Genomic DNA, 26,000 nt, shown 5'->3' on the forward strand with positions numbered 1-26,000 from the left:
CCGGCAGTGGAAGAAAACACTTAGGATTGTGGGAGACATTGCTTGGCAAGGACTAGTAATTTCTATTGCATTGAAGAAATAAAAAAAGTAAGGAAAGAAGCAACCTTACTTTTAAGAAATGGGGAATTCATTATGCTCCGGAAGAATTAGTGTTAGAAATCACTTTTTCCACTGTGGACTGATAAAAGTATAGGAAGATTGCCAAAAGTACAGTTATAAACCAATAAATGAAAGGACTCATCCTTTTAAATTTAAAAAAGCCTATTCTTTTCCATAAGCCTGCAATAGGGAATGCGTTAATCCAATCCAATACTATGTTTGTTATTAAATATAAAGGAAATGACCCATACGTTAGTTTAAATACCCATAATGTTGATATAAAATGAGCCCCTAAAATATATGTAAAATCAATAGGAGTATTTGGAAACAAAGGGTTTTTATTTTTCCACCATCTTTTTCTATTCGCAATTACGCTAAGAACTATTATAGATAAGTTCGCGAAGCTCGCAACAGGTAAAAAACGGACAAAGGATTTATTACTTAAAAAGGGGACGGTAAACCAGGGGATAATTAACATACTTAAAGCAGCTGCTTTTTTATAATTCATAAGAACCTCCAAACAGAATGTTATAGTAAGTAATATTTCCAGTACTTATATAAAGTATGAAGGAAGGTTCTCTTAAAAGTGATGCCTCAATTCACTTAGACACTGCATTCATAAGTGCTTTTTTACTTTTTTACATATTTAAATAATGGACTGGAAGAATAAAGATAAAATAATAACAAAAATTTTTTGCATTAACAAAAAGCAAGTTTTTGAAGGGAATGATTCTTATGAATGGATTAAAGAAAGATGGAGAAATATCACATAACGTAAGACTAACGGCGCCAGAGATTGCAAATATTTGGACTCAGTTTCAAAATGACTCGATGGCTATTTGTGTGTTTACATACATGCTTAAAATTGTTGAGGATGTTTCGATTCGCCCTATTTTAGAACTAGCTTTAAACTTAGCGAAGGGGCATATTGTAAAGGCTAAGGAATATTTTCAAGCAGAAAAATTCCCTATTCCGCATGGATTTACTGAGGAAGATGTAAATTTAGAAGCTCCTCGTTTATTTTCAGACGAATTTTGTGTAACCTATACCTACATAGCGAGTATTCACGGTTTAGCTGGATATGCTGCTGCATTATCCTGTAATATGCGACGTGATATACGGGATTATTTTGTTCAATGTCAAACTGAAACAATGGAACTTTTTAACCGCTCTCTAGATCTGCTTTTAGAAAAAGGAATTGTGTCAAGACCACCATTTATTAATCCGCCTAATAATTATGAGTTTATAGAGACAACGAACTTCCTGCATGGGATTCTCGGAGGAGAAAGGACATTAAACTGTATTGAGATTAGCAATATTTATTGGGATTTGAAAAAAGCACAGTTGGACAAAGCACTGTGTGTGGGGTTTGCTCAGGTGGCTAAATCGCAAGAGGTTAAGGATTTTTTATGGCGTGGGGTAAGGATAGCGAATAAGCATATTGAAACGCTGGAAACTTTATTGTCTCATGACCAACTACCTTACCCAAAATCAGAAGACTCTGAAGTTACTAATTCAACGATTTCCCCTTTCTCTGATCGTCTTATTATGTACCATAAATTGTTAATAGGGTCTACTCAAATAGGGGTGTATGGAACAGCCTTTGCGACAAGTCAGCGATATGATTTGGGATTACATTTTTCCAGACTTATGTTGGAGCTTGCAGATTTACTGAAAGATGGATATAAGCTTATGATTAAACATAAATGGGCTGAACAAGTCCCATTAACGGATGATCGAAAAAAACTATCTGGACAAAGAAAGGATTTTTTTCAATAAATTCTTTTTTAAAAAGATAAGAAAGTATGTAAATTCTATCTGGTGTTGGTGTCTAGCTCCAGGAGCCAGCGGCTCGAGGTCATAAGTCAAACAGGAATAGAAGGTAAAGAACACCTTCTATTCCTGTTTGACGTATGCTTGTCGCCGATAGGCGGGCGCCTTGCGCTTTTCTATTAACGACTACTTTTAGGGGTTGAATATTTGTTTTCTTAGCTGTTATTAAGAAATTTTGTGAAGAAATGTATTTAAACTGTGCTTTGCTCAATAAGGAGTAAGGCATTTTTTTTATTGACTAACGGTGCAGGATAGTGTTAAAAGGAAGGAGGGCTTTCATAAGGAATCTTCAAAACGCATTAGCTTGTTTATCTCCAATAGACAGGAATGATTGAATGGTGTTTTTAATGAGAGTGAGGTTGATTTGATGAAAAAATATCTGGGCTTGATTTCATTTGTATTGATAATTATTTTTATAATCTTAAGTTTTATTATCCCGCAAGTATTGAATCCCTTACCTGAATCCTTGGACTTATTGTTATTATTACTACTATTGCTGGGTTCATTTTTTACTGCATTTTTTAGTTTGAAAGGATGCTTAAAAACAATTACTCTATCTATTTCTTCTATTGGTATGTTAATTTTATTAGTCGTATTTATTTTCGTTATTAGTCTGATGTTGTTTGGTAATTTTGGGACATAGACAAATTGTTTATACAAAGAAAGGTTTAAGAATACATTTAATGCTTTGCGCCCTTTTTTGGAAAAAAAGTTGACACCCCTGCTACTTGGTGTTACGATATACCTGTAATAAGCAATACTGAATAGCGTGGTTTCCTAATAGCTATTCAGTAAAAATTTCCCTTAGTACTAAGTACTACTGAATATAAGTCAGACAAAATAGGGAGGCTATGAATATGGAGAATTTAACAGAAATGAGGCTATGAGCATGGAAAATTTAACTGAAATGCTGAAAGGTTCGTTAGAAGGCTGCGTATTGGAAATCATCAGCCGCCATGAAACCTATGGCTATGAGATTACCCGCCGTCTGAACGACCTTGGGTTTACCGAAGTCGTGGAAGGGACGGTCTATACCATCCTTGTGCGATTAGAAAAGAAAAAACTGGTGAACATAGAAAAAAAACCGTCAGATATGGGACCGCCCCGCAAATTTTATACACTTAATGAGGCTGGCCGCAAGGAACTTGAATTGTTTTGGAAAAGATGGGATTTTGTATCATCAAAAATCAACGTCTTGAAATCAAACTGACTGCATAAGATATTCTGTTAGATATCATAGGAGTGTCTTGTTCAGCTTTATAAAAAAGGAGGAAAAATAACATGTTGGAAATGTTCAAAAAAATGATTGGTGATAAAAAAGAGTACAAAATGATGATGGCACGGGTTGAAGCCCTGCCAGAGGACTACCAATTTGTATTTAAGAAAATACAAAACTACATGTGGAATTTTTCATCGGGTAACGGGATGGATATGCTGCACATGCAGTATGAATTAATCGAATTGTTCGAAGAAGGTGCAGCGGAAGGCAGACAGGTGCTGGAGATTACTGGGGACGATGTGGCATCCTTTGCTGACGAACTAGTGGCAAACGCTAAAACCTATGTCGCCAAGTATCGCGAAGATTTGAATCAGAGTATCATGAAGCGCTTGGGAAAAAATAAATGAAATAAACTCAATAGATAATACCGACTGAATAGCTGGATACAAATGTGAATGATTACCTTCGTTATTCAGTTATATTTTTAACCTGGTACTAAGTTATACAGATTATCAGTAAGACTGAATAGAGAGGTATAAGCAATCTAGCTCCGCAAGGCTCTTGACCCAATAATGACTCCACTTTGTCTGAATGCGAGCAACCCGCTCACTTATCAGACAAAACTCAGCAATCTCATGATCTCGCAAGAAGCCTTGCTGCACATTTTATAAGGAGGAAAAAAATATGAGTAATGCAGCGATTTCTGTAAAAGGGTTAAAAAAATCTTTTAAAGACAAGAACGTCTTAAAGGGGGTGGATTTTGAAGTGCGGCGCGGCGAAATTTTTGCACTGTTGGGCTCAAATGGAGCGGGCAAGACGACGACAGTCAACATTATCTCGACGCTGATGAAACCTGATGGCGGCGAAGCACGTATTTGCGGTTTTGACGTCCAGCGTCAACCGGATCATGTTCGTCAGAGCATCAGCCTGACAGGCCAGTTCGCAGCTTTAGACGGCATGCTTAGCGGGCGCGAAAACCTGATCATGATCGCAAAGTTGCGGGGAGTTTCCAATCCAGCTCAAGTCGCCGACAATCTGCTTGCAAGATTCAGCCTGACAGATGCGGCCAATCGCAGGGCGGATCAGTATTCAGGCGGGATGAAGCGCAGGCTTGACATTGCCATGAGTCTGATTGGGACGCCAGCAGTCATTTTTCTCGACGAACCGACGACAGGGCTTGACCCCGAAGCGCGGATTGAAGTCTGGGATACAGTCAAGGAGCTTGCCGACGGCGGTACAACCATCTTGCTGACGACCCAGTATTTAGAGGAAGCCGAGCAACTGGCGGACCGTATCGCCATTTTGCATGGCGGAAAAATCATCACGACTGGTACCCTTACCGAACTCAAAGAGATGTTCCCGCCAACAAAAGTGGAGTACATCGAGAAGCAGCCGACATTAGAGGAAATTTTCCTCGCAATCATTGGCAAAAAGGAGGAGATGTAAATGAAAAGCAAAACAGGAGTATTGCTAGGACGTTTAATGCGCAGCATCATGCGCAGCCCGGATACGATTATCACGGTGGCGATTACGCCGATTATGATGATGCTGCTGTTTGTTTACGTATTTGGAGGTGCAATAGAGACAGGTACTGATCATTATGTCAATTATTTATTGCCGGGAATTTTGCTGATGGCTATCGCATCCGGTGTCGCTTACACTTCACTGCGGCTGTTTAATGATGTAAAGAGCGGGCTGATGGCGCGTTTCATTACCATGCCTATCAAGCGCTCGTCGGTATTGTGGGCTCACGTGTTGACCTCGCTTGTTTCCAATGCGCTTACTGTTGTGGTGGTTATTCTCGCCGCACTCTTGATGGGATTCCGTTCCAGCGCCGATATCCTGGATTGGCTCGCGGTAGCTGGGATACTCGGTCTGTTTACGATGGCGCTGACATGGCTAGCGGTCATTCCCGGATTGACAGCGAAGTCTATGGAAGGGGCGACAGCCTACTCGTACCCGCTGATTTTCCTGCCGTTTATCAGTTCGGCCTTTGTTCCAACCGAAACCATGCCTAAAATTGTCCGTGCGTTCGCCGAGAACCAGCCCGTGACTTCAATCGTGAATACAATTCGTGCCCTCTTGTATGAGGGATCTGTTGGAAACGGTATCTGGATCGCGCTTGCCTGGTGCTTTGGCATCATGGTCATTGCTTACTTCTTCGCCAATAAACAATTTAAACGCCAGTTAGGATAAGTACACTATTATGGGATGGCCATTTCATAAGTCAGCAGCTGTGAGGAATGCATTTGCTAAGGTAAGAGGAATAATTAAATAAAAAATGGTTGTAAACTGTGATTTTTTTGTGAATGTATCTTAGGAATTGTAGGTTATCTCCTTCTGATAGAAAGATTTCATTTTGAAGGTAAAAATCAAGCAAACGAAGAAGTACTAAATGGCGTGGGTACTACTGAAACAAAATGATATTCAGGGAGAGGTTTATTGTGGTGGAAGTAAGTGCATTTCCTATACTTGAAACGGATCGATTGATTTTACGACAAGTAACGAAAGATGATGCGAGCAGTCTTTTAAAGTATTTGTCTGATAAAGACGTAATGAAATACGTTGGATTAGAACCATTTAAGTCCATTGATGACGTATTGGATGAGATTTCGTGGTATCAATCAATATTTGAAAAAGGAACAGGGATAAGATGGGGGATTACATTGAAGGACCAAGGCGCGGTAATTGGCAGTTGTGGTTTTCTTAACATGGTTTCAAAGCATTATCGATCTGAAATTGGTGTTGAGTTAAGTAGAGAACAATGGGGAAAAGGAATAGCAAGTGAGGCTTTTGAAGCAGTTATTAGATATGGATTTGAACAGTTAGAATTACAACGGATAGAAGCGTTGATAGAGCCTCCTAATCTACCATCACAAAAGCTGGTAGAAAGAAAGGGGTTTATTAGAGAAGGACTTTTAAGAAGCTATGAGTTTACTCGCGGGAAATTTGATGACTTATATATGTATTCATTGTTAAAGCAAGACTGCAAAATAAAACAATAAATACACTTAAAGTAAAGAGTGCTTGCGTTGAAAAATAGGGTTGCTGCGGCAGCCTTTTTCTTATTTGACTAACGGAACAGGATACTTGAAGAGGGGGAACTGGAATATGATGTTGAATGGAAAGGAGGAGTTTTAGATGCTCCAAGTGAAGATTAGAAGGCCTAGGATTGAGGACATAAAAGAGTTAAATTCATTTTTTAGAACAGTGATTACTGATACGTTTATTAAAGAAGGTTTAGGGGAGAGATTGAGTGATCTTAATGATGAAGTCGAAGTTAAGGAAAAATATTTAAAAAGTGATTTTGAAAGCAATGGTGTGAAACGATATTTTTTGATTGCTTTGGATGGTGATAAAATGATTGGTTCAATTGAATATGGCTCAGCAAGTAAACTCATAAAATATTGTACAAACAACGCTTACAAAGAGCTAATGGAGGTAGGTACAGTATTTGTTCATCCTGACTACCAGAGAATGGGGGTAGGGAATTTACTATTAAATACAATGTATTCTACTTTAAAGGATAAAGGGATAGAAGAATTTTGTTTAGATAGTGGATATATTCATGCACAAAAAATCTGGAAAAAGAAATTCGGGAACCCTAATTATTTGTTAAAGGATTATTGGGGCAAAGGATATGATCATATGATATGGAGAATCAAGGTCAGCGATTGGGTAGGCTGAGAAATAAGAAAATAAGTTTTTCTCTAAAATGAAGACGTGTCATTTTCCTATTTAACCAATTTATGAGTTTGTTAATAATTCTACTTAAAGCATCAGGTGCGATTGTTCAAGAGGAGCAGTCGCTTTTTTACTATTTTCGACAGACATGATTACTTACAATTTCTAAAATCTTTTTATTAAATATTTGCCATTTTAGTGGATAAATTCCTCTTTACCGAGAATCTTAACTATATAGAGATCTGTATTTTGTTTACTAGCGATATCTTTGTTAATCCAAGTTCACTGTGTTGCAGGAGATTAGCTGATTTGAAATATACAGAAAGTGTTCATTAAGGGGGATTTGACAATGAATATAGCCAATGTGTTGACGATTATTGGATTTGTTTTTATTGCGTTGTTTGTATTGTCCTTAATAGTTGTTGGATTATATTTATTTTTTATTGATCGAACACAAAAACAGCATCCGATTCTTCGTAATTATCCAGTCATTGGGAGAGTTAGATACTTTTTGGAGACGATCGGTCCAGAGCTGCGTCAGTATCTATTTAACAATAATGATGAAGGAAAACCTTTTTCACGGAATGACTTTCAACATATTGTAAAAAGTGCAAAGTATAAACGCGATGTGATTGGGTATGGTTCACAACGGGATTTTGAAGCGCCGGGTTTTTATATAAGAAATTCTATGTTTCCTAAATTAACGGAAGAGTTAAAAATGGATCAACATACAAAAGTAACAACAAATAGATACTTGTTGTTAAAAGAACCTCTATTTACACAGAAAAAAGAAGTGTTGGAGAAACATGAATCGTCTGCCTATTTATTGGACGATAAGGATGCTATCGTGATCGGAAAAAATACGAGGCACCCTTTCATTGTAAAAGGACAAATTGGTATGTCGGCCATGAGCTATGGTTCCTTGGGGAATCATGCTATTACTGCACTCTCAGAAGGATTAGGAATTGCAAAAGGAACATGGATGAATACAGGGGAAGGCGGGATTTCTGACTATCATCTAAAGGGCGGAGTAGATATCATTATGCAAATTGGTCCAGGATTATTTGGGGTGAGAGATAGAGAAGGAAATTTCAGCTGGGAAGCATTAAAAGAAAAAAGTCAAATCCCGGAAGTGAAAGCATTTGAAATTAAATTGGCTCAAGGAGCAAAGACACGCGGCGGTCATATTGATGGTGAAAAAGTAACAGAGGAAATTGCGAAGATTCGGATGGTGGAGCCGTTTAAATCGATTGATAGTCCAAATCGTTTTAAAGAATTTAGTGATTTGCCTTCATTATTTCATTTTATTGAACGTATTCGTGAGCAATCCGGGAAACCGGTTGGCATGAAAGTGGTGATTGGAAGTCGTCATGAAGCCGATGAATTGGCAAAAGCAATAAAAGAGACAGGTAAGGGACCAGATTTTATCACCGTCGATGGTGGTGAAGGCGGGACAGGTGCTTCTTATCAGGAACTGGCCGACAGTGTTGGATTACCAATAAAAGCTGCACTGCCTTTAGTAAACAATGCTCTTATACAATATGGCGTTCGTGATCAAGTAAAACTCATCGCTTCAGGTAAACTTTTTTCACCCGATCGAATTGCTATTGCTTTAGCAATGGGGGCAGATCTTGTGAATGTCGCACGGGCATTTATGATTACAGTTGGGTGTATCCAAGCATTAAAATGTGAATCGAATGCTTGTCCGGTCGGTGTGGCAACAACGGACCCCGAATTACAAAAGGCTCTTGTGATTGATGAAAAGAAGCATCGTACGGCAAACTATTTAATTACCATGCGTAAAGGTTTGTTTCGACTAGCTGCCGCCGCAGGTTTGGATTCTCCAGCTGATTTTAAACCGGAGCATATTGTCTATAAAGACGAAAAAGATAAAGTTTATTCATTAGCGGAGATCTATCAATCCATCGTCAAGGCTGAATAGGTAACAACATAAAAACGTAAAAGGGTGTATGAAAATGAAAGTTGCTGAATTATTAATAAAGTGTCTAGAAGAAGAGGGAGTAAACTATATCTTTGGTGTGCCAGGTGAAGAGAATATCGATATTATGGATGCTCTTCTTGATTCAAGGATAGAGTTTATCGTAACCAGACATGAAACGAGTGCGGCTTTTATGGCTGGGACGTACGGCAGGTTAACTGGAAAACCGGGTGTCTGCTTAGCTACTTTAGGTCCAGGAGCGACAAATCTGTTAACAGGTGTAGCAAATGCCAACATGGATCTCAATCCAATTGTTGCGATTACTGGTCAAGCTAGTTTAGATCGCCAACATAAAATTAGTCATCAGTACTATGATTTGATTCATATTTATGAACCTGTGACCAAGTGGAATGCTCAAATTAAAAAGGGAGAAATCGTACCTGAAGTAGTCCGAAAAGCGTTTCAAGTATCGACTCAGGAAAAACCAGGTGCAACCCATATTGATCTTCCGGAAGATGTTGCTGAGATGGAGGTTGACAGTTCTCCATTAAAAGTAACAAGCCATAGTTTATCAGAAGCAGGTGATCAGGTCATAGAAGCGGCAGCAAAGCTCATTGAACAAGCCGAGCGCCCGCTTATTTTAGCTGGTAACGGGATTACTAGATCTAACGCCTCCGAACAATTAAGAGCGCTAGTTGATAAGATGAAAATTCCGGTAGTCCACACTTTTATGGGAAAAGGAGCTCTTCCATGGACAAATGAGCTGAGTTTATTTACAGCTGGCCTAGGAGGGAATGATTACATTACTTGTGGATTTAAAGGATCTGATTTAATTTTAGCTATTGGTTTTGATATTGCCGAATATTCTCCAGTAAATTGGAATCCTGATGGTGCAACCCCGATATTACATATTGATACAGAGGAAGCGGAGACAGATGAAAATTATCCAGTCGAGCTAAACGTACTTGGAGATATAAAAAGGAATTTGCAAAAATTACACCAAGTTCTTTCTCCTAAAGAAAGAGATAATTCATGGGTATCGACTGTTCGCACCAATGCTCTTACTGAGCTGGAGCAATTTAAAAACGACACTAGTTTTCCGGTCAAACCTCAAAAAATCGTAGCCGATTTACGTGCTGTTTTAAAAGAAGAAGATATCGTTATTTCAGATGTTGGTGCACATAAGATGTGGATGGCGAGAATGTATCATACGTATGAACCAAATACATGTCTTATTTCCAATGGTCTGGCATCAATGGGGATTGCTGTTCCAGGAGCAATTGGAGCGAAACTGGCACACCCAGAGCGTACGGTTGTTGCGGTTTGTGGAGACGGTTCCTTTCAAATGACAGGAGCCGAGCTGGAAACAGCAAAAAGACTTAACCTTCCAATTATTGTTTTATTATGGAGAGACGACGGCTATGGCTTAATCGAATGGCACCAGATGAAAAAGTTTAAACGCCCTTCCCATATTAAATTTGGAAACCCTGATTTTGTACAGCTTGCATCATCCTATGGATTTGAAGCATTTCAAATTAAAGAAGCAGAGGAACTTAAACCGACTCTAGAAAAAGCAATTGCAATGAACAAACCAGTCTTAATTGATTGCCCGGTTGATTATCGTGAAAATATGAAATTAACAAAAAAATTAGGAAATATCCATTGCTAAGAAAAAGGAGGATCTAATATGAGGCTTGGTTCCATTATCAATGGTCAAGAGCGAAATGAAAATAATCGGGATACATTAGAGGTAATAAATCCGTATAATCAAGAAAAAGTAGCGGATATAGCCTTAGCAAAAGAAGCCGATCTGAATGAGGCAGTAGAAAATAGCTTTGAAACATTCCATTCCACGATGAAGGAAATGTCTGCTCATCGACGGAGTGACATTTTGCGAAAAGCTGCAGATCTATTAGAAGAAAATGCGGAGGATTTTGCAAATACAATCGTCCAGGAGGCTGGTAAACCAATCAAATATAGCAGGGATGAAGTGAAACGGTCTATACAAGTTATTCGTTTCGCATCTGAACTCGCCAAAAATATTACTGGAGAGGTCCTCCCAATGGATGCTGCCATTGGCGGGGAAAACCGAATGGGACTTGTTAAACGAAAACCATTGGGTGTTGTTGGAGCAATAACTCCCTTTAACTTCCCGCTAAATCTGTCTTTACATAAAATTGCACCAGCGATTGCAGCCGGAAATACGATTGTTTTTAAACCTGCCGAAAAAACGCCGGTTTCGGCATATAAGTTAGTAAAGTTATTTCAAAAAGCGGGACTTCCGAACGGGGTATTAAATTTGTTAATGGGAACAGGGGAAGAGGTAGGAGGCCCACTTGTCACCCACGAAAATGTCCATAAAATTACTTTTACAGGCAGCCTGCCAGTTGGAAGGAAAATTCGTGAAACAGCTGGCTTTAAGAAAGTTACCTTAGAGTTAGGTTCCAATTCTCCAAATATTATTTTCGAAGATGGTCATATTCAATCCGCTGTAACAGGATTAGTAACAGGCGCATTTGCTTTTTCAGGGCAAGTTTGTATCTCGGCACAACGAATCTATGTACAAAAGAGTATTTATGAAAAATTTCTAGAGCAATTTATAAAAGAAACAAAGGCTTTAAAAATTGGGGATCCAACTGAGGAAGAAACCGATATCGGGCCAATGATTGATGAGAAAGAAGCAGAGCGGGCTAAGCTTTGGATTAATGACGCTGTCGAAAATGGCGCGAAAATAGAAGTGGGCGGAGAACAAAACGGGACGATTCTTTCACCGACCATTATGACAAATGTTGATCGTAATATGAAAATAGTCGCCGAAGAAGTTTTTGCCCCTATTGTATCTGTCATTCCGTTTGACACAGAAGAAGAGGTCATTGGATTTGCGAATGACTCCATTTACGGATTGCAAGCGGGTGTTTTCACCAAAGATATTGATCGAGCGATAAGAGTAGCGGATCAATTAGAAATGGGTGGTGTATGGATTAATGAAGTCTCTACCTACCGGCAAGACAATCATCCATATGGCGGCGTTAAACAAAGTGGTATTGGAAAAGAAGGGGTTAAATATGCCATTGAGGATATGACCGAAATGAAATTTATTGGAATAAAATTATCACCAAAGGAATAGGTCCAGATGAGATCAAGTTTTGTCTTAATTAGCGATTCTCAGGAGCAGGGAAAAACACTCCTTTATATGCAATGAAAAACAGTTAAAATGGTAAAAAGCCGATATTAAAGTTCGGCTTTTTTAGATTAAAATCTATTTTATGTTATAAGAATACTTTTCGTCTTTCTAAGCAGTGTAATCCCCTTTTTCCAAGGTGGATCATCTGAATAGGTCAAAACGATATTTTCCTACATAATAGATAAAACTCCTTAATCTGTAGCAGATGTATACAACGTACCTGTTGAACGAATATTTACTCTAGCCTCTACCTTGATCCTTTCTATCCTCAATTCGTCCGAATCTCCTGCCTGATAAACGTAAGATAAGCAACCGCAAAACAAATAAGTGTTGCAGCAACAAGTCCGGTTAGCTGCGGCCAAATTAATAATAGGCTCTGACTTAATGGCAGGGGACCAGCGATTGCACCAGCTGTTTGTTCCATTGTCAACGGTCCCAAGTTACGAACCGATGGTGATAACATGATGGTTGTCGATTCATTAAACAAATAGTTTGGTGATAAGCGCATGAGATTAAGGACTGCACCTTGTCGTTCAAGCGCCTGCGTTACATTCGTTATTTTTTCTGGATTAATGATGGATTTAGATACTAGATTAATGATCATCGAATAGAAAATGTTATAAAAGATCCATACAGCAATACTCGATAAAGCCGATGTTGCTTGGTTTTTAAAGAGTACCGAAAACAAAATCCCTAGGTTTAGCCAAAACGCAATATAGACAATGCAAACGCAAAGAAAGAAAAAGATCCTAAAAAACTCTTCAACCGTTGGCGGAATTCCTAGAATGAGAATACCAAAAGCCATCACCAAAAATCCAAGCGAAAAGAAAAGAAGGATATTTAGTAAAAGAGCTGCTACAAACTTGGCATTAATCAAGTAATCTCTTGGAATTGGCTGTGATAACAATCGGCTTAAAGTGCCTCGATTTCGCTCAGAATTAATGGCATCAAAGCCTAATGCAACCCCAAACAATGGTCCAAGAAAACCCACAAATGTGATGAACGACGGCAATGAACCATCTGATACGGTAAATAGCTTCAGGAATAAAAATAAATCCCCTCCAATTGCTTCTACCTCTTCATCAGCTTGATTAATTGCATCTGATATCGATGTAATGGCCGTGTATAGCGATCCAATACATGCTAATAGAATGATGGTACCTAAAATCAATATTCGCCAGCTTCGAATATAATCGGTGAATTCTTTTCGAACAATGGCCAAGAATGCAGACGGATTTGATTGCTCGACTCCAGCTGTCTCGACAGCCTCTGATTGGGAAGAAAGGAATTTAAGTTTATCTTTTACACTAGCGAGATTCATTCTGCTCACGTCCTTCAAAATAGCGATGATAGATTTCATCCAGACCAAAATATTTATGACTAATATGGGTGAGTGCTGCTCCCGATTCGACGATGATTCTACTAATATCAGCCGAAACATCTCTATCACAGGTTATCTCAAGTCCTGAATCGATTGTTTTAATATGCTTAACGTGTTCGATGGATTGCAGCTTTTCGATTAATCCCTCATTAATAGGTGAGGCTTGAACATGAATGACAAGTGTAGCATCGGGAAATAACTGTTTAGCCAGACTTTCCATACTTCCTTGGGCAAGGAGGTTTCCTTTCACAAAAATTCCAACACGATCACAAATTTGTTGTACTTGATGCAAATGGTGCGAGGATAAGAGAACCGTTATTTTTTCTTCTTTTCCTAATTCCTTAATCATCTTAAGTAATTCTCGTACACCTTCCGGGTCGATTCCTAGTGTAGGCTCGTCAAGTATGATCACTTCTGGATTTTTCATTAATACATCCGCTAAACCAAGACGCTGCTTCATTCCACGTGAATACTTTCCTGTTTTTTTATTCGCAGCCTCCAGTAAATTCACTTTTGTAAGTAAGTATTCCGCTCGTTCTTTTGCTATTTCTTTTGGGATATTGTTTAATTCTGCGGTGTACAGCAAGTTCTCCATACCTGTCATATGCTGGTAAAATCCGATGTTATCAGGTAAATAACCTACTTTACGCTTTACCTCAATCGGTCTTGTTACAGAATCTATACCGCAAACTCGAACGATTCCTGAAGTTGGTTCACTTAATCCAAGCAGCATAAGTATTGTCGTTGTTTTACCCGCTCCGTTAGGCCCAAGTAATCCAAAGATTTCACCCTTTGAAATGGTGAGAGACAGGTCTTTGACAGCGTACTGGTCATCATATTGCTTGCTTACCTGCTCCAGTTCGATGATTGCTTGATCCACAGTTATCTCCTCCCATATTTTTTAACCACATAATAGAAACCAGCTATGACAGCAAGGATAATGATTACCCCGATAACCCCCCAAAGGGTTGATGTTTCCACAGAAATACGAAATTGTCCTTCAGAGGAAGTCTCATTTGCTGATGCAGTAAAAGTGGTGACGTAATCTCCTGCAATTACCTCATCGGATGCTTTAATGGACGCTTTGACTGTCGCTTTTTCACCAGCCGCTAATTCTGGAATGGTACTTGGTTCAAATTTTGCTTCCCAATCAGGTGGTGCAGTTGCTGATAATTTGACATTTGTTAATGGTGCTGTACCAGTATTTTCTACAACTAAGTCTAAAGTTTTTTCACTTCCTGATTGGAGATCTGTACTTAGCTTTCCAGTTGGAGTTGTTACGGCTAAATCATACGAACCAGTAATGACTGCTTCCAGGTTCGTCTTAGCTGATGTTCCTTTCCCGGCAGCTAACATCTCAATTTTATAGGTATCTGCACTTGCTTTTTCCGGAGGTGTGACATCAATCGTGATAGCTGCTTCACTATTTGCTTCGACTGCTACTGAGGTTACATTATCTCCACCAGATTTAAATTGGACTCCCCAGCCTTCAGGTGCTTTTGCCGTTAAAGCATAGGTCTGTTTTTCCGCGGTACGATTTCGAAGTGTTGCGGAATAAGAAAAGGAAGAATTCGTTTGACCTTGCAAATTCGATTGGTCAACTGTTAATTCCGTTTTGAATGTTCCTTTTTCTGCTAATGTGACAAGAAACGGCAGTTCAGATGTTGTTCCATTCTCGTCCTTTGCAGCTAAGGTAAATCGATAGTCTGCTTGGTCAATTTCTAATGGAACAGTGACTTCTAGGTTAATCTGCTGTTCATTATTACCCCGAACAGTTAACTGCTTTATCGGACTTCCGTTTGCAGTAAGGCTATGTGTCCATCCTTCTGGCAAGCCTTCTACATCAAAGGTTACAGTCCTAATGCTTGATTCGTTATTGATGACATCGACAGAATAAGAAATCGTTTCACCTGGAGTTGCCGTAATTCCAGTATACGGAGTATACAATGAAACATTTGCTAGTGCAGGGCTGATCCATGCAAAAGTAGATAGAGTTAGTACCAAAGTAAGTAGAGTGATGGCTTTTTTTACCACCTTCATCATCCTCCTTAAATATTTTTCATTTTTGATACGCAGTAATTTGCAAATTGGATTTGTTTTCTGAGAAATTTTTTAATAAAATTTTTCGTGAAAGTAAAAGATGAATAGAATAAGAGAGTTACATAAGGGGTGCATAACATGGATGATCATCAAAAAAGTCTCCAGTTATTGCAGGATGTCGAAAGTGGAACGCGAGAGGCCTTTGACCGGTTTTATGAGGAGCATATTGAGTTTGTCTTCAATATTGCTCTTCATATTGTCAAAGATCGAGCTGAAGCAGAGGACGTTTGCCATGATGTTTTTCTCGAAGTGTATCAAAAAACGTCCCAATACGAGTCTGCAAGGGGAAGTGTAAAAGCGTGGCTAGCAGTCAAAACAAAAAGTCGTTCACTTGATCGATTACGGAAAAAGAAACCGATCCTCTCTGGGAATCAAGTAGACTTGGAGTTTGGTAGTGAGGAATTAGGGGCTGACCTTCTGGCGTATAAAAAGATGGAGGGAAAAGCAGTACGTGATGCTCTAAAACATATCCCCACTGATCAAAGGGAGGCTATTTATCGTTCTTATTTTCAAGAGGAGTCGCATAAAGAAATAGCGAAAACAATGCAAAAGCCACTAGGTTCAGTGAAATCATTGATTCGTTACGGAATAAATAATTTACGGAAACAAAAATCGCTCTTATCCTGGACTAAATATAGTGGGGGTGGAAACCATAATGAATAATAAAAACCATATTCGTGAAGAGCAATTGATCGATTTTGTCCTCGAAAATACTTCAAAGGAGCTTCAGCAGGAAATTCAGCAGCATATTAATCAATGCAATTCGTGTGCGAAGCAGCTTATGGTTTGGTCCCACCTATTAAATCAACCTAATAGCACCAAGCCGTCCGCAGAACTTAAGAATAAAGTATGGGAGAGTGTCAGGCACCAGCGCCCACTAAACAGGAAGAGAAAAAAGGGATGGGCAGTTGCTATTAGTAGTGTTGCGGCTATTTTTCTTCTTTTTATTGGAATGCTAGATTATTACCAGTCAAATGTGGAAAGCTATGAAGTAGCACGAAATAATGAAATAACCGTTAACACCATTCAAAGTGAACCACAGACTCAACAGATGGCTATCATTCCAGTTGCCGATTACCGTGACATCACGGGTAACGTCTGGATTAATGATGTTACACAGGAAATGCTTTTAGAAGTGGAAGGACTAGCAAACATCTCGAATCGCGACCATCAATTATGGATAATCTATGAAAATAATGAGATAAAGGGAGAAATACTTCCTACAATGGACGGCTCTTCAAGAGTGTTGATAAAAGGAAAAGGTGTAAATAAATTCAAAGTCATAAAAGCAAGCATTGAGCCCCTCGGCGGGAGTAGAGAACCAACAGGACCAGAAACGTTTGTTGTTCCAATAAAAAATAATTGATTAGAGAAAAATACTCTTCTGCAATTAGACTCTTCAATTGAACATGAATGGACTGTTGCAGAACCTGATAATAATGTATCTCTTCCAAATATAAAGTAAACTCAAAAAGTTAGACATATATTTTAAGCAGCTATCAAGGATTGAATTCTAAGGCTCAATCCTTTTAGTTTTGCCTTAATTCTTTTGTTCATATAATGTTATAAGGGAAAAGATTAAAAAGTACAGAAACAGGGGTGGTTCGTGTGAAACTGGCAACAAAAATTATTATTGGTTTAGTACTGGGGGCAATTGTTGGGTTAATGTTAAACATTGTTTCACCTGATTTATTTACAACACTAAATACGTGGTTATTTACTCCGTTAGGGAAGATATTTTTAAATTTAATTAATATGCTTGTTGTCCCAATTGTATTTTTTTCCATTACAATCGGGGTTGCCGGTTTAGGAGACCCAAAAAAGCTGGGTAGAATTGGAGCTAAAACAATCTCATACTTTTTAGTAACCACTGCTGTTGCCATTATAATTGGTCTAACTCTTGCAAGCATGATCCAACCGGGTAATGCAGGAAACTTTGAAACCGAGGGTGTTACATTTGAGGCAAGTGAAGCACCATCAACAGCTGATACATTACTGAATATTATTCCAACAAATCCGATTAAAGCTTTCGCTGAAGGAAACATGCTTCAAATCATTGCATTTTCTATCTTTATAGGTTTTGGGATTACGATGCTTGGGAAAAAAGCGAATTCATTACGAACGGTTGTTGAGCAGGGAAATGACCTCATGATGTATTTAGTCAATTTGGTTATGAAGTTTGCTCCGTACGGAACTTTTGGATTAATTGCAACAGCAGTTGGTAGTCAAGGATACTCAGCAATTAAAGCTATGGGATTATATATGATTGTAGTTGTATTGGCACTTGTTATTCATGCAATTGTTACATACGGGTCTTCCGTTTTCTTGCTAGCCAAGTACAATCCATTAACATTTTTTAAGAAATTTGCTCCAGCAATGAGTGTTGCCTTTAGTACATCGAGTAGTAATGCAACATTACCTGTTTCAATGGAAACGGCACAAAAGGAGCTAAAAGTACCAGAGTCAATTAGTAGTTTCGTTCAACCTCTAGGCGCAACCATTAATATGGACGGAACAGCGATTATGCAAGGAGTTGCAGTCGTTTTTATTGCACAAGTTTATGGTGTAGAATTAACTACAATGGAACTTGTTACTGTTGTATTAACAGCCGTATTCGCAAGTATTGGAACGGCTGGTGTACCGGGAGTTGGATTAATCTTACTAGCGATGGTTTTAAACTCTGTAAACTTACCTGTAGCTGGTATAGGTTTAATTTTAGGTATTGATCGTTTATTAGATATGACACGTACTGCGGTTAATATTACTGGTGATGCAGCATGTGCATTAATTGTAGCTGAAACAGAGAAGAAGCATATGGCAACGAAAGAGGAAAATATATAAAAATAGTTCAAAGAGAGAATGTTAGCCCCAAGGACGTCGGGCTAACATTTTTTTTATTACTTTTTAGGGGAAAGGATAGTTGGTTTCTTCGCCTTGATTCTCTTCATTTCTATTTATCTTTTAATAATCAAGATCATGATGAAGTTCAGTCGCAGGAACTTTAGATTTTGGTATCTGTCCTTTTGCTATTGGATTGGAAACATATTCGAACTGGCCGGTGCCGTCTGGGGCACTTCCTCTTGCCCAAGGGCCTTCACTGGATGCTTCACCTTCTGATAAATCCCAGAATTTATATGCTTCTTCCTGGGCTTCTTTTTCAGCCTCTGGTGGAAATGAAGCTGGTACAACAACACCGTTTTTACTTTCGAGCTCCTCAATTGCTGCTAGCCACTGATATTGATGATACCGATCTCGTGCTAGCATTTTTCGAAATGTTGTACGCACACCTTCATCATTGGACATATGGTATAACCTTGCTACTTGAAGGCGTCCTTGGGATTCTGCATGAAGATTTGAACGCATATCTGCTAATAAATTTCCACTTGCAACGATATATGAACCATTCCAAGGAACCCCATTTGAGTTGGCAGGCAATCCGCCTAGACCACTAACAAGCAGGTGCTGGGGATTAATTCCGCCCATAATAGAAGCTGTTACTGGATCCTTTGCTGCTTCCGCTTGATCCTCTGGAGAAGCGCCATCTAGCAATTGAGAAATTAGGGAACAGAGCATTTCCACATGGCCAATTTCTTCAGTACCTATATCCATAAGCATATCCTTATATTTTTCTTCCCCGCGGCAGTTAAACCCTTGGAAAAGATACTGCATCATAACAGTCATTTCTCCAAACTGTCCACCTAATACTTCTTGTATTTGACGGGCAAGCATGGGATCTGGGCGCTCAACCTTTACTTCAAACTGCAATTCTTTTTGATGTCGAAACAAACGAATCTCCTCCTATGAATTTGAATTGATAGATATTTAAAACGTTGATTTTCTAATACCCGCATTAGTTGCTATAAAACAAATTAGAAAAATTTAAGGAGAAAGAACTAGTAGAGAAATCAGAAGAAATGTAGGGGGGATTTGTTTAGTTTTCAGGTACTATTCCTTCAATAACGATCTTCTATTATGTTGATGAAAAGGGAAAATGCGAAGAAATTCGTGAGAGATCAATCGAGTTGGGAGGACTTAGTTCAACAATGGGGGATGAGTAATGGATAATATTACTATATAAGTTTAAATTTGGTAATTAAGAATGATGAAAAAATGAGTGATTTTAAAACTTTACTATTAATCAGATTAAATGTGGAACTAGAGGATAGTTAAGGGTAGCTAATTATTACATTAGTTCGTAGTTCAATCATCATGCCTTCTTCTTTTTCAAATTCTTTATTTCATTTTTGTTTAGAATTATAATATTTATTAAATGAATAGGGGGAGTAACATGGAAAGTGTCAATCAAATATCATGTGAGAAAAGGTCATATTCTAGAGAGTTTCATTCACACCACCATGAGTATGGGCAATTTCTTTTTCCATTACAAGGTTCTTTAGAGATAAAAACGAAGTGGCAAGAGATAAATCTTAACTCAGATTATTGTTTTTATCTTCCTCCAAGGTTGGAACATAACTATCGATCCCTTGACAGAAATGAATTTTTAATCTTAGATATCCCCTTACAATATTTGCCGTATGAAACAAGTAATATGTTTATCCGGATGGATAAACACTGGGATTCGATCCGCTATTTGCTTTTAGAAGAGTCAAAGAGTAAGGAGAGTACATCCGCTTTAATAGATTTAACTAGATATGTGACTAATAAACTTCAAAGTGCCAATCCTCCTTCTATTGACTATATTCATAAACATTTTAAGGAGTCAATAAGATTAGAAACCTTAGCTAAAATCGAACATTATCATCCAGTATATTTTTCAACATGGTTTAAGAAAAAGACAGGAAAAAGCCTGAAAGATTATATAGCTGAACTTCGTTTGCAAGAGGCTAGAAATCTACTAAATTCAACAGTATGGTCTATTTCAAGAATTAGTGAGGAGTTAGGTTTTGAGAATTCTTCATCGTTTACAAGATGGTTTGTAAAATCAGAGGGAATATCTCCGCAAAAGTATCGACTTCTTAATAAAGGATAAAAAGGATATTAAACTTGGTAAAGAAATTTTTTTGGGAATTTTCTACTATAAGTTTACATATCCTTTTTATTTTTTTTACGAGGTGAGCAAAAGTGAAAGGAAAAGTGGCGCCTTTTTTCATATTACTTGCAGCAATACTCTGGGGGACCACAGGTACAACTCAGGCACTTGCGCCGGAAGCAGCACACCCGATTGCTATTGGTGCTACGCGCTTAGCAGTAGGAGGTCTATTTTTATTATGTATTGTTCTCGTAACAGGAAAATTCAACTTGAAAAATTGGCCAATTAAGACAACTATAGTGGCTTCTGTAAGTATGGCATTGTATCAACCATTCTTTTTCTCTGCAGTAACAATAACAGGGGTGGCCATTGGGACAGTGGTCGCAATAGGCAGTGCACCTATCTTATCTGGATTCATTGAATGGGTTTATTTAAAAAAACGTCCGGATACACTTTGGTGGTGTTCTACATTTTTATCCATTTTAGGTTGTCTCTTGCTTTTTATGAATAAAGAATCAGTTAATGTTGATCCTGTTGGAATATTAATGGCTTTGGGAGCTGGTTTATCGTTTGCTAGTTATACGCTTGTAAGTAGAGAGTTGGTTGAAAAATATTCACCTCTATCAGTAGTAGCGGTTGTTTTCACTCTTAGTGCAATAATTTTATCTCCATTGCTATTTGTCTTTGATATGTCTTGGATGATGAGTGTGCGAGGTTTGAGTGCAAGTCTTCATCTTGGGATAATGGCTACTGGGATAGCATATTTGCTTTTTGTTAAAGGTCTTTCCAATGTCTCTTCATCAACTGCAGTGACACTTGCGTTAGCAGAACCTTTAACAGCAGCATTATTAGGGGTTTTCATATTAGGAGAATCCTTAAACGTAATTTCATGGGTAGGAATTTTCCTCTTACTACTAGGTATTGGATTATTAATTTGGTCGCCAAAAAATTCTGGTATCAAAAAGGAACTTAGGATAGCTCAAAAACATTAAATATTGTAAAAAAGGTGGTTAAATTATTATGGCAAAAATTGAAGATTTTATAAAACTAGATATCCGTGTTGGCACGATCATCAATGCAAGACCTTTTCCTGAAGCAAGAAAACCGGCGATAAAACTAGAAATTGATTTTGGAGAAGAGATTGGGATAAAATATTCATCAGCTCAAATTACGCGTAGGTATTCTCCTGAACAACTTTGTAGACGTCAAGTAGTAGGGATAGTTAATTTTCCACCAATGCGAATTGCAGGGTTTAAATCTGAGGTATTGGTAATAGGTGGGGTTCCGGAAGAGGGGGATGTTGTTCTGTTAAAGCCGGATGAGCCCATTAGGAATGGAACACGTATCTCATAAAACAAAAGAGATTATAATTTTTGGATAAAAGAACACTCACCAGATAAATCGTAAGGTCTATGTAATTTCAAATCCGTCACTTCCCAATGTGTACCGCTGCTATAAGTAATGTAGGTCAAATGAATATAATACGAAATGAGAAAGGTCCTTCATCAGTGGTATGAAGGACTTTTCTATGTAAATCAAATTGAGTTTTGTCCTTCGCAAGATCATTTGTCCCCAGTTTCACTTCACGCCTCTTTTTAAAATTTTCACATGATTTTAAGTGTAATTTGTTAGGTACTTTCTTATTTTTGTATGCGTTATCATTTAGCTATAGATAAGGGGGGGACGGAAATGAAAGCTGTTGTTAAAAATACAGATACGGGTTTAAAAGAAGTGTCCTTACAAAGAAATAAGAAAAGCTTCTGGAAAACATTTGTCCAGCAAAAGTACTTATATATGATGTCTATTCCATTTGTGATATTAGTTCTGATTTTTAATTATTTCCCGTTATGGGGATGGACGATGGCTTTTCAAAACTATAAGCCTGCACGATCATTTTTTGAGCAAGAGTGGGTCGGTTTTGAACATTTTATCCAATTATTTAGTGATGAGAGGTTCTATCTAGTCCTTCGAAATACATTAGGGATGAGCCTGCTCGGATTAACCATCGGCTTTGTAATGCCGATCATTTTTGCGGTTTTAATAAATGAGGTCCGGATAAATTTTTTAAAAAGAACGGTGCAAACGGTTACTTATTTGCCTCACTTTGTCTCTTGGGTCGTAGTCGCTGGAATTGTCACGAAAATGCTATCTATTGATGGCGGTGTGATCAATGAATTACTAGTGAGCTGGGGCCTTGTTGATAAACCGATTCAATTTATGGCTAAGGGTGAGTATTTTTGGGGGATTGTTGTAGCGGCTGATATTTGGAAGGAGATGGGCTGGAATGCGATTATCTTTTTAGCTGCCATCGCTGGAATCGACCCACAATTATACGAGGCAGCAAAAGTAGATGGTGCCGGAAGACTAAGAAGAATTTGGCATGTAACATTGCCGGGTATCCGTCCTACCATTCTAGTTCTTCTTATCTTAAACATTGGTCACTTAACAACAATTGGCTTTGAAAAGCAATTGTTACTTGGGAATCCATTAGTGGTTGACTATGCTGAAGTTTTAGATCTCTATGCACTGAATTATGGGATTGGATTGGGCCGATTCTCTTACGGTACTGCAATCGGGATTTTTAACTCTGTTGTCAGCATCATTCTACTATTTATTGCAAATGGCATTTTTAAACGGTTTGCAAATCAAAGTGTGATGTAAGGGAGGAGAAATCATGGCTAGAAAAATGACAACATTCAGTAGAACAAAACTCAATGATCGAATGTTTGATACATTCATTTATGTATATTTAACCTTAATAACAATCGTGACCCTTTATCCGTTCTTAAATGTATTGGCTGTTTCGTTAAATGAATCGGTCGATACTGTAAGGGGAGGCGTCCATATTTGGCCAAGAGAATTTACTCTCGATAACTATAAAGAAATCTTTAAGTATGACAATTTGATTACCGGGTTTATTAACTCGGCTTCAAGAACGGTCATAGGAACGGTTCTAGGTGTGCTATCATCTGCAATGGTTGCCTACACATTAAGTCGCCCTGACTTTCAAGGGAGAAAGTTGTTCTCTACCATTCTCGTTTTAACAATGTATTTTTCCGGAGGACTAATTCCTGGATACATGTTAATTAGAGATTTAGGGTTAATCAACAGCTACTATGTTTATATTATTCCAGGCATCGTAAATGCCTTTAATATCATCATTGTTCGTTCGTTTATAGACGGGCTTCCGTATTCCTTACAAGAATCAGCGAAAATTGATGGAGCGAATGATTTTACGATTTTTTGGAAAATTATTTTGCCATTATGTAAACCGGTATTAGCAACAGTTGCTTTATTCGTGGCTGTTGGCCATTGGAATTCCTGGTTTGATACGTATCTATATAACAGCATGAATGAGAGTTTAACAACTTTACAGTATGAACTAATGAAAATCCTCCAAAACACTTCAATGGGAAGCACTGATCCAGACGCGATGAAAGGCTTATCAGGTGAACAGTTGAAGAATGTTGTATCACCGGAATCTATTAAAATGGCTATTTCAATGGTTACAATCGTACCAATTTTGGTCGTTTATCCATTCGTTCAGAAGTATTTTGTCCAAGGGATGACGATTGGGGCAGTGAAGAGTTAAATAGCTAAAGAATAAGCGGTTGCCGTGAACTTAGTTTTGATGAAAATTTGTATCGGACTGGTTGATTTCAGCTACAGGGTGCTCGCTTTCCGTGGGGCGGGCGCTGAGCCGCAATCAACCTAAACAAAGATTTCACACATTTTAAGGAGGTGAACCTTGAAGATTTATCTTGTATAAACTGATCATTTTCCTTAAACGATAAAAACATTAGGGGGGACATTTATGAAGAAGCGTTCAATGAACATCATGCTATTTATGTTACTGAGTTTAATGCTTGTTATTTCAGGCTGTAGCAGTAAGGATTCTTCCTCAGAAGAGAGCGATGGAAAAAAGGAGGGTGTAACAGAGCTTACATTATTTAGTGCTGATCCTCATTCACAATGGGATGACATGCAGAGCCCGGTTAGTAAAATTGTAACAGAAAAAACAGGTGTCACATTAAAGCCGGAATTTGATGTAAATGGTGGAACACAAAAAATCGCTTTAATGGTCGCAAGTGGTGAATACCCAGATTTAATCGCTCCAAAGGGTGGAGCTGGTACACTTGTTGAAGCAGGTGCACTGATCGATCTTACAGATTTAATTGAAGAACATGCCCCGAACTTAAAGAAAATTTATGGAGAGTATTTAAGTCGTTTAAAATGGAGTAATGAAGATGAAAGCATCTATATTCTACCTACAGCCGCGATTGATCAAGAATATTTTAGTCCAAGTCATGGCGTAGGATTGCAGCATGCAGTCGTAAAAGAATTGGGATATCCAGAAATTAGAACGTTAAAAGATTTTGAGAACGCTATCAGAGAGTATAAAGAAGCGAATCCAACAATTGATGGGCAGCCTACTCTTGGTTTATCTCTTTTAGCGGATGATTGGCGTATTATGATTTCCACAACGAACCCGGCCTTCTGGTCTACAGGAGCATCAGATGATGGTGAGTTTTATGTGGATCCAAAAACGTATGAAGCAACGTTCCATTATAAACGTCCGGAGGAAAGAGAATACTTCCGTTGGTTGAACCATATGAATGATGAAGGTTTACTTGACCCTGAAAGTTTTGTCCAAAAATATGATCAATATTTAGCGAAGCTATCATCAGGTCGTGTACTAGGGATTATTGATGACGACTGGGAATTTGCTGATGCCCAACGTTCATTACGTGAACAAGGAAAGGCAGAAAGAATGTACGGTTTATACCCTGCAACACTTTCCGAAGATATTAAACATGCAAACTTCCAAAGCGCTGGTTACTTAGCAGGGTGGGGAATTGGGATTTCAGTTGATGCAGAAGACCCTGTAGCAGCCATTAAATTCCTTGATTTCCTAGCATCAGAAGAAGGACAGATCCTACAAAACTGGGGTATTGAAGGAGAAAACCATGAAATTGTTGATGGAAAACGAGTGATTCCTGAAGAAGAAATGAATGAAAGAAATAACAATGCAAATTATGTGAAAGAAACAGGTGTAGGTGTATTAAAAGGATTTGCTCCTGCATATGGAGATGGAGTTGTTGATTCAACAGGTCAAACATATACGATTGCATCACCAGAACAAGTCAAGGATTCATATACTGATGTTGAAAAAGAAGTCCTAAGTAATTATGGAGTTGAATCTTGGAAAGAGCTTTACCCACAAGAAGATGAGTTCCCTGTTAAGCCTTGGGGAGCAGCATTCAACATCACAGTACCGAGTGACTCGGAACTAGCATTAATTGAACAAAGAATATTGGATATCGTGAAAAAACGTATTCCGGAAGTGATTCTTGCTGACCCTGCAGATTTTGATAAACTGTATGACAATTTCTTAGCTGAAATTGATAAAGCAGGTGCAAAAGACGCTGAGAAAATGCGTACAGAATTAATTAAAGAAAGAGTTGAGCTTTGGAATAACTAAAGCAAAATAAGGACGGTATACTGCACTTAATTTAAGGCAGTGTACCGTCTTTTATTAGGTGAGTAAAATCTTGTGTGTAGTTAGATTCG

24 protein-coding genes are annotated in these 26,000 nt (G+C 38.3%); 19 read left to right on the plus strand and 5 right to left on the minus strand.

The features are described from left to right. Positions 1-130: 130 nt before the first annotated feature. Entirely contained in the window at positions 131-607 is a 477-nt protein-coding gene (locus AC4GZ8_RS09600; RefSeq protein ID WP_491081633.1) for a hypothetical protein, read from the minus strand. Positions 608-834: 227 nt separating this feature from the next. Here AC4GZ8_RS09600 and AC4GZ8_RS09605 point away from each other — a divergent pair, with 227 nt between their 5' ends. From AC4GZ8_RS09605 to AC4GZ8_RS09650, 10 genes are all read left to right on the plus strand, one after another. Further along, positions 835-1,878: a DUF3231 family protein gene (locus AC4GZ8_RS09605; protein ID WP_491081634.1), complete on the plus strand. Its 1,044-nt coding sequence runs from the start codon at positions 835-837 to the stop codon at positions 1,876-1,878. A gap of 943 nt (positions 1,879-2,821) precedes the next feature. Beyond that, the gene (locus AC4GZ8_RS09610; RefSeq protein WP_491081635.1) at positions 2,822-3,142 is read left to right on the plus strand and encodes a PadR family transcriptional regulator; all 321 of its coding nucleotides are present in this window, start codon (positions 2,822-2,824) and stop codon (positions 3,140-3,142) included. Between the two features lie 71 nt (positions 3,143-3,213). After that, complete coding sequence (locus AC4GZ8_RS09615; protein ID WP_491081636.1) at positions 3,214-3,558, plus strand: DUF1048 domain-containing protein; 345 nt, start codon at positions 3,214-3,216, stop codon at positions 3,556-3,558. A gap of 277 nt (positions 3,559-3,835) precedes the next feature. Next, a complete protein-coding gene (locus tag AC4GZ8_RS09620) occupies positions 3,836-4,597 on the plus strand; it encodes an ABC transporter ATP-binding protein (RefSeq protein ID WP_491081637.1) in 762 nt (253 codons plus the stop codon). After that, entirely contained in the window at positions 4,598-5,347 is a 750-nt protein-coding gene (locus AC4GZ8_RS09625) for an ABC transporter permease (protein WP_491081638.1), read from the plus strand. A 248-nt stretch (positions 5,348-5,595) separates the two neighbouring features. Further along, positions 5,596-6,156, plus strand: coding sequence for a GNAT family N-acetyltransferase (locus AC4GZ8_RS09630; RefSeq protein WP_491081639.1), 561 nt, complete (start codon positions 5,596-5,598; stop codon positions 6,154-6,156). Positions 6,157-6,292: 136 nt separating this feature from the next. Beyond that, positions 6,293-6,838, plus strand: a complete 546-nt coding sequence (locus AC4GZ8_RS09635) for a GNAT family N-acetyltransferase (RefSeq protein ID WP_491081640.1) — start codon at positions 6,293-6,295, stop codon at positions 6,836-6,838. A gap of 346 nt (positions 6,839-7,184) precedes the next feature. Next, positions 7,185-8,777, plus strand: coding sequence for an FMN-binding glutamate synthase family protein (locus AC4GZ8_RS09640; RefSeq protein ID WP_491081641.1), 1,593 nt, complete (start codon positions 7,185-7,187; stop codon positions 8,775-8,777). A gap of 34 nt (positions 8,778-8,811) precedes the next feature. Beyond that, positions 8,812-10,443, plus strand: a complete 1,632-nt coding sequence (locus tag AC4GZ8_RS09645; protein ID WP_491081642.1) for an acetolactate synthase large subunit — start codon at positions 8,812-8,814, stop codon at positions 10,441-10,443. A gap of 18 nt (positions 10,444-10,461) precedes the next feature. Continuing rightward, entirely contained in the window at positions 10,462-11,901 is a 1,440-nt protein-coding gene (locus AC4GZ8_RS09650) for an aldehyde dehydrogenase family protein (protein ID WP_491081643.1), read from the plus strand. A gap of 325 nt (positions 11,902-12,226) precedes the next feature. Here the strand turns inward: AC4GZ8_RS09650 and AC4GZ8_RS09655 are convergent, their stop codons facing one another. The 3 genes from AC4GZ8_RS09655 to AC4GZ8_RS09665 are packed head-to-tail and all read right to left on the minus strand — an operon-like array spanning position 12,227 to position 15,379. Continuing rightward, positions 12,227-13,279: an ABC transporter permease gene (locus tag AC4GZ8_RS09655; RefSeq protein ID WP_491081644.1), complete on the minus strand. Its 1,053-nt coding sequence runs from the start codon at positions 13,277-13,279 to the stop codon at positions 12,227-12,229. Beyond that, positions 13,266-14,219 carry an ABC transporter ATP-binding protein gene (locus AC4GZ8_RS09660; protein WP_491081645.1) on the minus strand — a complete coding sequence of 318 codons (954 nt, stop codon included), beginning with the start codon at positions 14,217-14,219 and terminating at the stop codon, positions 13,266-13,268. The genes AC4GZ8_RS09655 and AC4GZ8_RS09660 overlap by 14 nt, the downstream gene beginning before the upstream one ends. 2 nt (positions 14,220-14,221) lie before the next feature. Beyond that, a complete protein-coding gene (locus AC4GZ8_RS09665; RefSeq protein WP_491081646.1) occupies positions 14,222-15,379 on the minus strand; it encodes an NEW3 domain-containing protein in 1,158 nt (385 codons plus the stop codon). 138 nt (positions 15,380-15,517) lie between these two features. Here AC4GZ8_RS09665 and AC4GZ8_RS09670 point away from each other — a divergent pair, with 138 nt between their 5' ends. The 3 genes from AC4GZ8_RS09670 to AC4GZ8_RS09680 all read left to right on the plus strand — a co-directional run bounded on the left by AC4GZ8_RS09670 (position 15,518) and on the right by AC4GZ8_RS09680 (position 18,280). Next, a complete protein-coding gene (locus AC4GZ8_RS09670; protein ID WP_491081647.1) occupies positions 15,518-16,102 on the plus strand; it encodes an RNA polymerase sigma factor in 585 nt (194 codons plus the stop codon). Next, on the plus strand, positions 16,095-16,805 hold the full coding sequence (locus tag AC4GZ8_RS09675) for an anti-sigma factor domain-containing protein (protein WP_491081648.1): 711 nt from the start codon (positions 16,095-16,097) through the stop codon (positions 16,803-16,805). Before AC4GZ8_RS09670 ends, AC4GZ8_RS09675 begins: the two co-directional genes overlap by 8 nt. A 242-nt stretch (positions 16,806-17,047) precedes the next feature. Beyond that, positions 17,048-18,280 carry a dicarboxylate/amino acid:cation symporter gene (locus AC4GZ8_RS09680; protein WP_491081649.1) on the plus strand — a complete coding sequence of 411 codons (1,233 nt, stop codon included), beginning with the start codon at positions 17,048-17,050 and terminating at the stop codon, positions 18,278-18,280. 120 nt (positions 18,281-18,400) lie between these two features. On the opposite strand, the gene AC4GZ8_RS09685 is transcribed toward AC4GZ8_RS09680, so the two are convergent. Continuing rightward, entirely contained in the window at positions 18,401-19,225 is an 825-nt protein-coding gene (locus AC4GZ8_RS09685) for a manganese catalase (RefSeq protein WP_491081650.1), read from the minus strand. 502 nt (positions 19,226-19,727) lie between these two features. Between AC4GZ8_RS09685 and AC4GZ8_RS09690 the strand changes: the two genes are divergently transcribed. The 6 genes from AC4GZ8_RS09690 to AC4GZ8_RS09715 all read left to right on the plus strand — a co-directional run bounded on the left by AC4GZ8_RS09690 (position 19,728) and on the right by AC4GZ8_RS09715 (position 25,911). Then, entirely contained in the window at positions 19,728-20,429 is a 702-nt protein-coding gene (locus AC4GZ8_RS09690) for a helix-turn-helix domain-containing protein (RefSeq protein ID WP_491081651.1), read from the plus strand. A gap of 92 nt (positions 20,430-20,521) precedes the next feature. After that, a complete protein-coding gene (locus AC4GZ8_RS09695) occupies positions 20,522-21,421 on the plus strand; it encodes an EamA family transporter (RefSeq protein WP_491081652.1) in 900 nt (299 codons plus the stop codon). 28 nt (positions 21,422-21,449) lie between these two features. Continuing rightward, positions 21,450-21,782 carry a chaperone CsaA gene (gene csaA, locus AC4GZ8_RS09700; RefSeq protein WP_491081653.1) on the plus strand — a complete coding sequence of 111 codons (333 nt, stop codon included), beginning with the start codon at positions 21,450-21,452 and terminating at the stop codon, positions 21,780-21,782. Positions 21,783-22,118: 336 nt separating this feature from the next. Beyond that, positions 22,119-23,090 (plus strand): ABC transporter permease, encoded by a 972-nt coding sequence (locus tag AC4GZ8_RS09705; protein ID WP_491081654.1) that lies wholly within the window; start codon positions 22,119-22,121, stop codon positions 23,088-23,090. Positions 23,091-23,103: 13 nt separating this feature from the next. After that, positions 23,104-24,021 carry a carbohydrate ABC transporter permease gene (locus AC4GZ8_RS09710; protein WP_491081655.1) on the plus strand — a complete coding sequence of 306 codons (918 nt, stop codon included), beginning with the start codon at positions 23,104-23,106 and terminating at the stop codon, positions 24,019-24,021. A gap of 222 nt (positions 24,022-24,243) precedes the next feature. Beyond that, positions 24,244-25,911, plus strand: coding sequence for an ABC transporter substrate-binding protein (locus tag AC4GZ8_RS09715; protein ID WP_491081656.1), 1,668 nt, complete (start codon positions 24,244-24,246; stop codon positions 25,909-25,911). The last annotated feature ends 89 nt before the right edge of the window (positions 25,912-26,000 follow it).

It is taken from the genome of Metabacillus sp. RB-C-LZQ-3-1, assembly GCF_058315175.1.

Excerpts from the sequence above, each read along its gene's own strand:
- AC4GZ8_RS09705 (WP_491081654.1), top strand. The coding sequence starts at position 22,119 with ATGAAAGCTGTTGTTAAAAATACAGATACGGGTTTAAAAGAAGTGTCC.
- AC4GZ8_RS09610 (WP_491081635.1), top strand. The coding sequence starts at position 2,822 with ATGGAAAATTTAACTGAAATGCTGAAAGGTTCGTTAGAAGGCTGCGTA.
- AC4GZ8_RS09650 (WP_491081643.1), top strand. The coding sequence starts at position 10,462 with ATGAGGCTTGGTTCCATTATCAATGGTCAAGAGCGAAATGAAAATAAT.
- AC4GZ8_RS09710 (WP_491081655.1), top strand. The coding sequence starts at position 23,104 with ATGGCTAGAAAAATGACAACATTCAGTAGAACAAAACTCAATGATCGA.
- AC4GZ8_RS09670 (WP_491081647.1), top strand. The coding sequence starts at position 15,518 with ATGGATGATCATCAAAAAAGTCTCCAGTTATTGCAGGATGTCGAAAGT.
- AC4GZ8_RS09625 (WP_491081638.1), top strand. The coding sequence starts at position 4,598 with ATGAAAAGCAAAACAGGAGTATTGCTAGGACGTTTAATGCGCAGCATC.
- AC4GZ8_RS09675 (WP_491081648.1), top strand. The coding sequence starts at position 16,095 with ATGAATAATAAAAACCATATTCGTGAAGAGCAATTGATCGATTTTGTC.
- AC4GZ8_RS09665 (WP_491081646.1), bottom strand. The coding sequence starts at position 15,379 with ATGAAGGTGGTAAAAAAAGCCATCACTCTACTTACTTTGGTACTAACT.
- AC4GZ8_RS09715 (WP_491081656.1), top strand. The coding sequence starts at position 24,244 with ATGAAGAAGCGTTCAATGAACATCATGCTATTTATGTTACTGAGTTTA.
- AC4GZ8_RS09600 (WP_491081633.1), bottom strand. The coding sequence starts at position 607 with ATGAATTATAAAAAAGCAGCTGCTTTAAGTATGTTAATTATCCCCTGG.
- csaA (WP_491081653.1), top strand. The coding sequence starts at position 21,450 with ATGGCAAAAATTGAAGATTTTATAAAACTAGATATCCGTGTTGGCACG.
- AC4GZ8_RS09690 (WP_491081651.1), top strand. The coding sequence starts at position 19,728 with ATGGAAAGTGTCAATCAAATATCATGTGAGAAAAGGTCATATTCTAGA.
- AC4GZ8_RS09635 (WP_491081640.1), top strand. The coding sequence starts at position 6,293 with ATGCTCCAAGTGAAGATTAGAAGGCCTAGGATTGAGGACATAAAAGAG.
- AC4GZ8_RS09640 (WP_491081641.1), top strand. The coding sequence starts at position 7,185 with ATGAATATAGCCAATGTGTTGACGATTATTGGATTTGTTTTTATTGCG.
- AC4GZ8_RS09605 (WP_491081634.1), top strand. The coding sequence starts at position 835 with ATGAATGGATTAAAGAAAGATGGAGAAATATCACATAACGTAAGACTA.
- AC4GZ8_RS09615 (WP_491081636.1), top strand. The coding sequence starts at position 3,214 with ATGTTGGAAATGTTCAAAAAAATGATTGGTGATAAAAAAGAGTACAAA.
- AC4GZ8_RS09655 (WP_491081644.1), bottom strand. The coding sequence starts at position 13,279 with ATGAATCTCGCTAGTGTAAAAGATAAACTTAAATTCCTTTCTTCCCAA.
- AC4GZ8_RS09645 (WP_491081642.1), top strand. The coding sequence starts at position 8,812 with ATGAAAGTTGCTGAATTATTAATAAAGTGTCTAGAAGAAGAGGGAGTA.
- AC4GZ8_RS09620 (WP_491081637.1), top strand. The coding sequence starts at position 3,836 with ATGAGTAATGCAGCGATTTCTGTAAAAGGGTTAAAAAAATCTTTTAAA.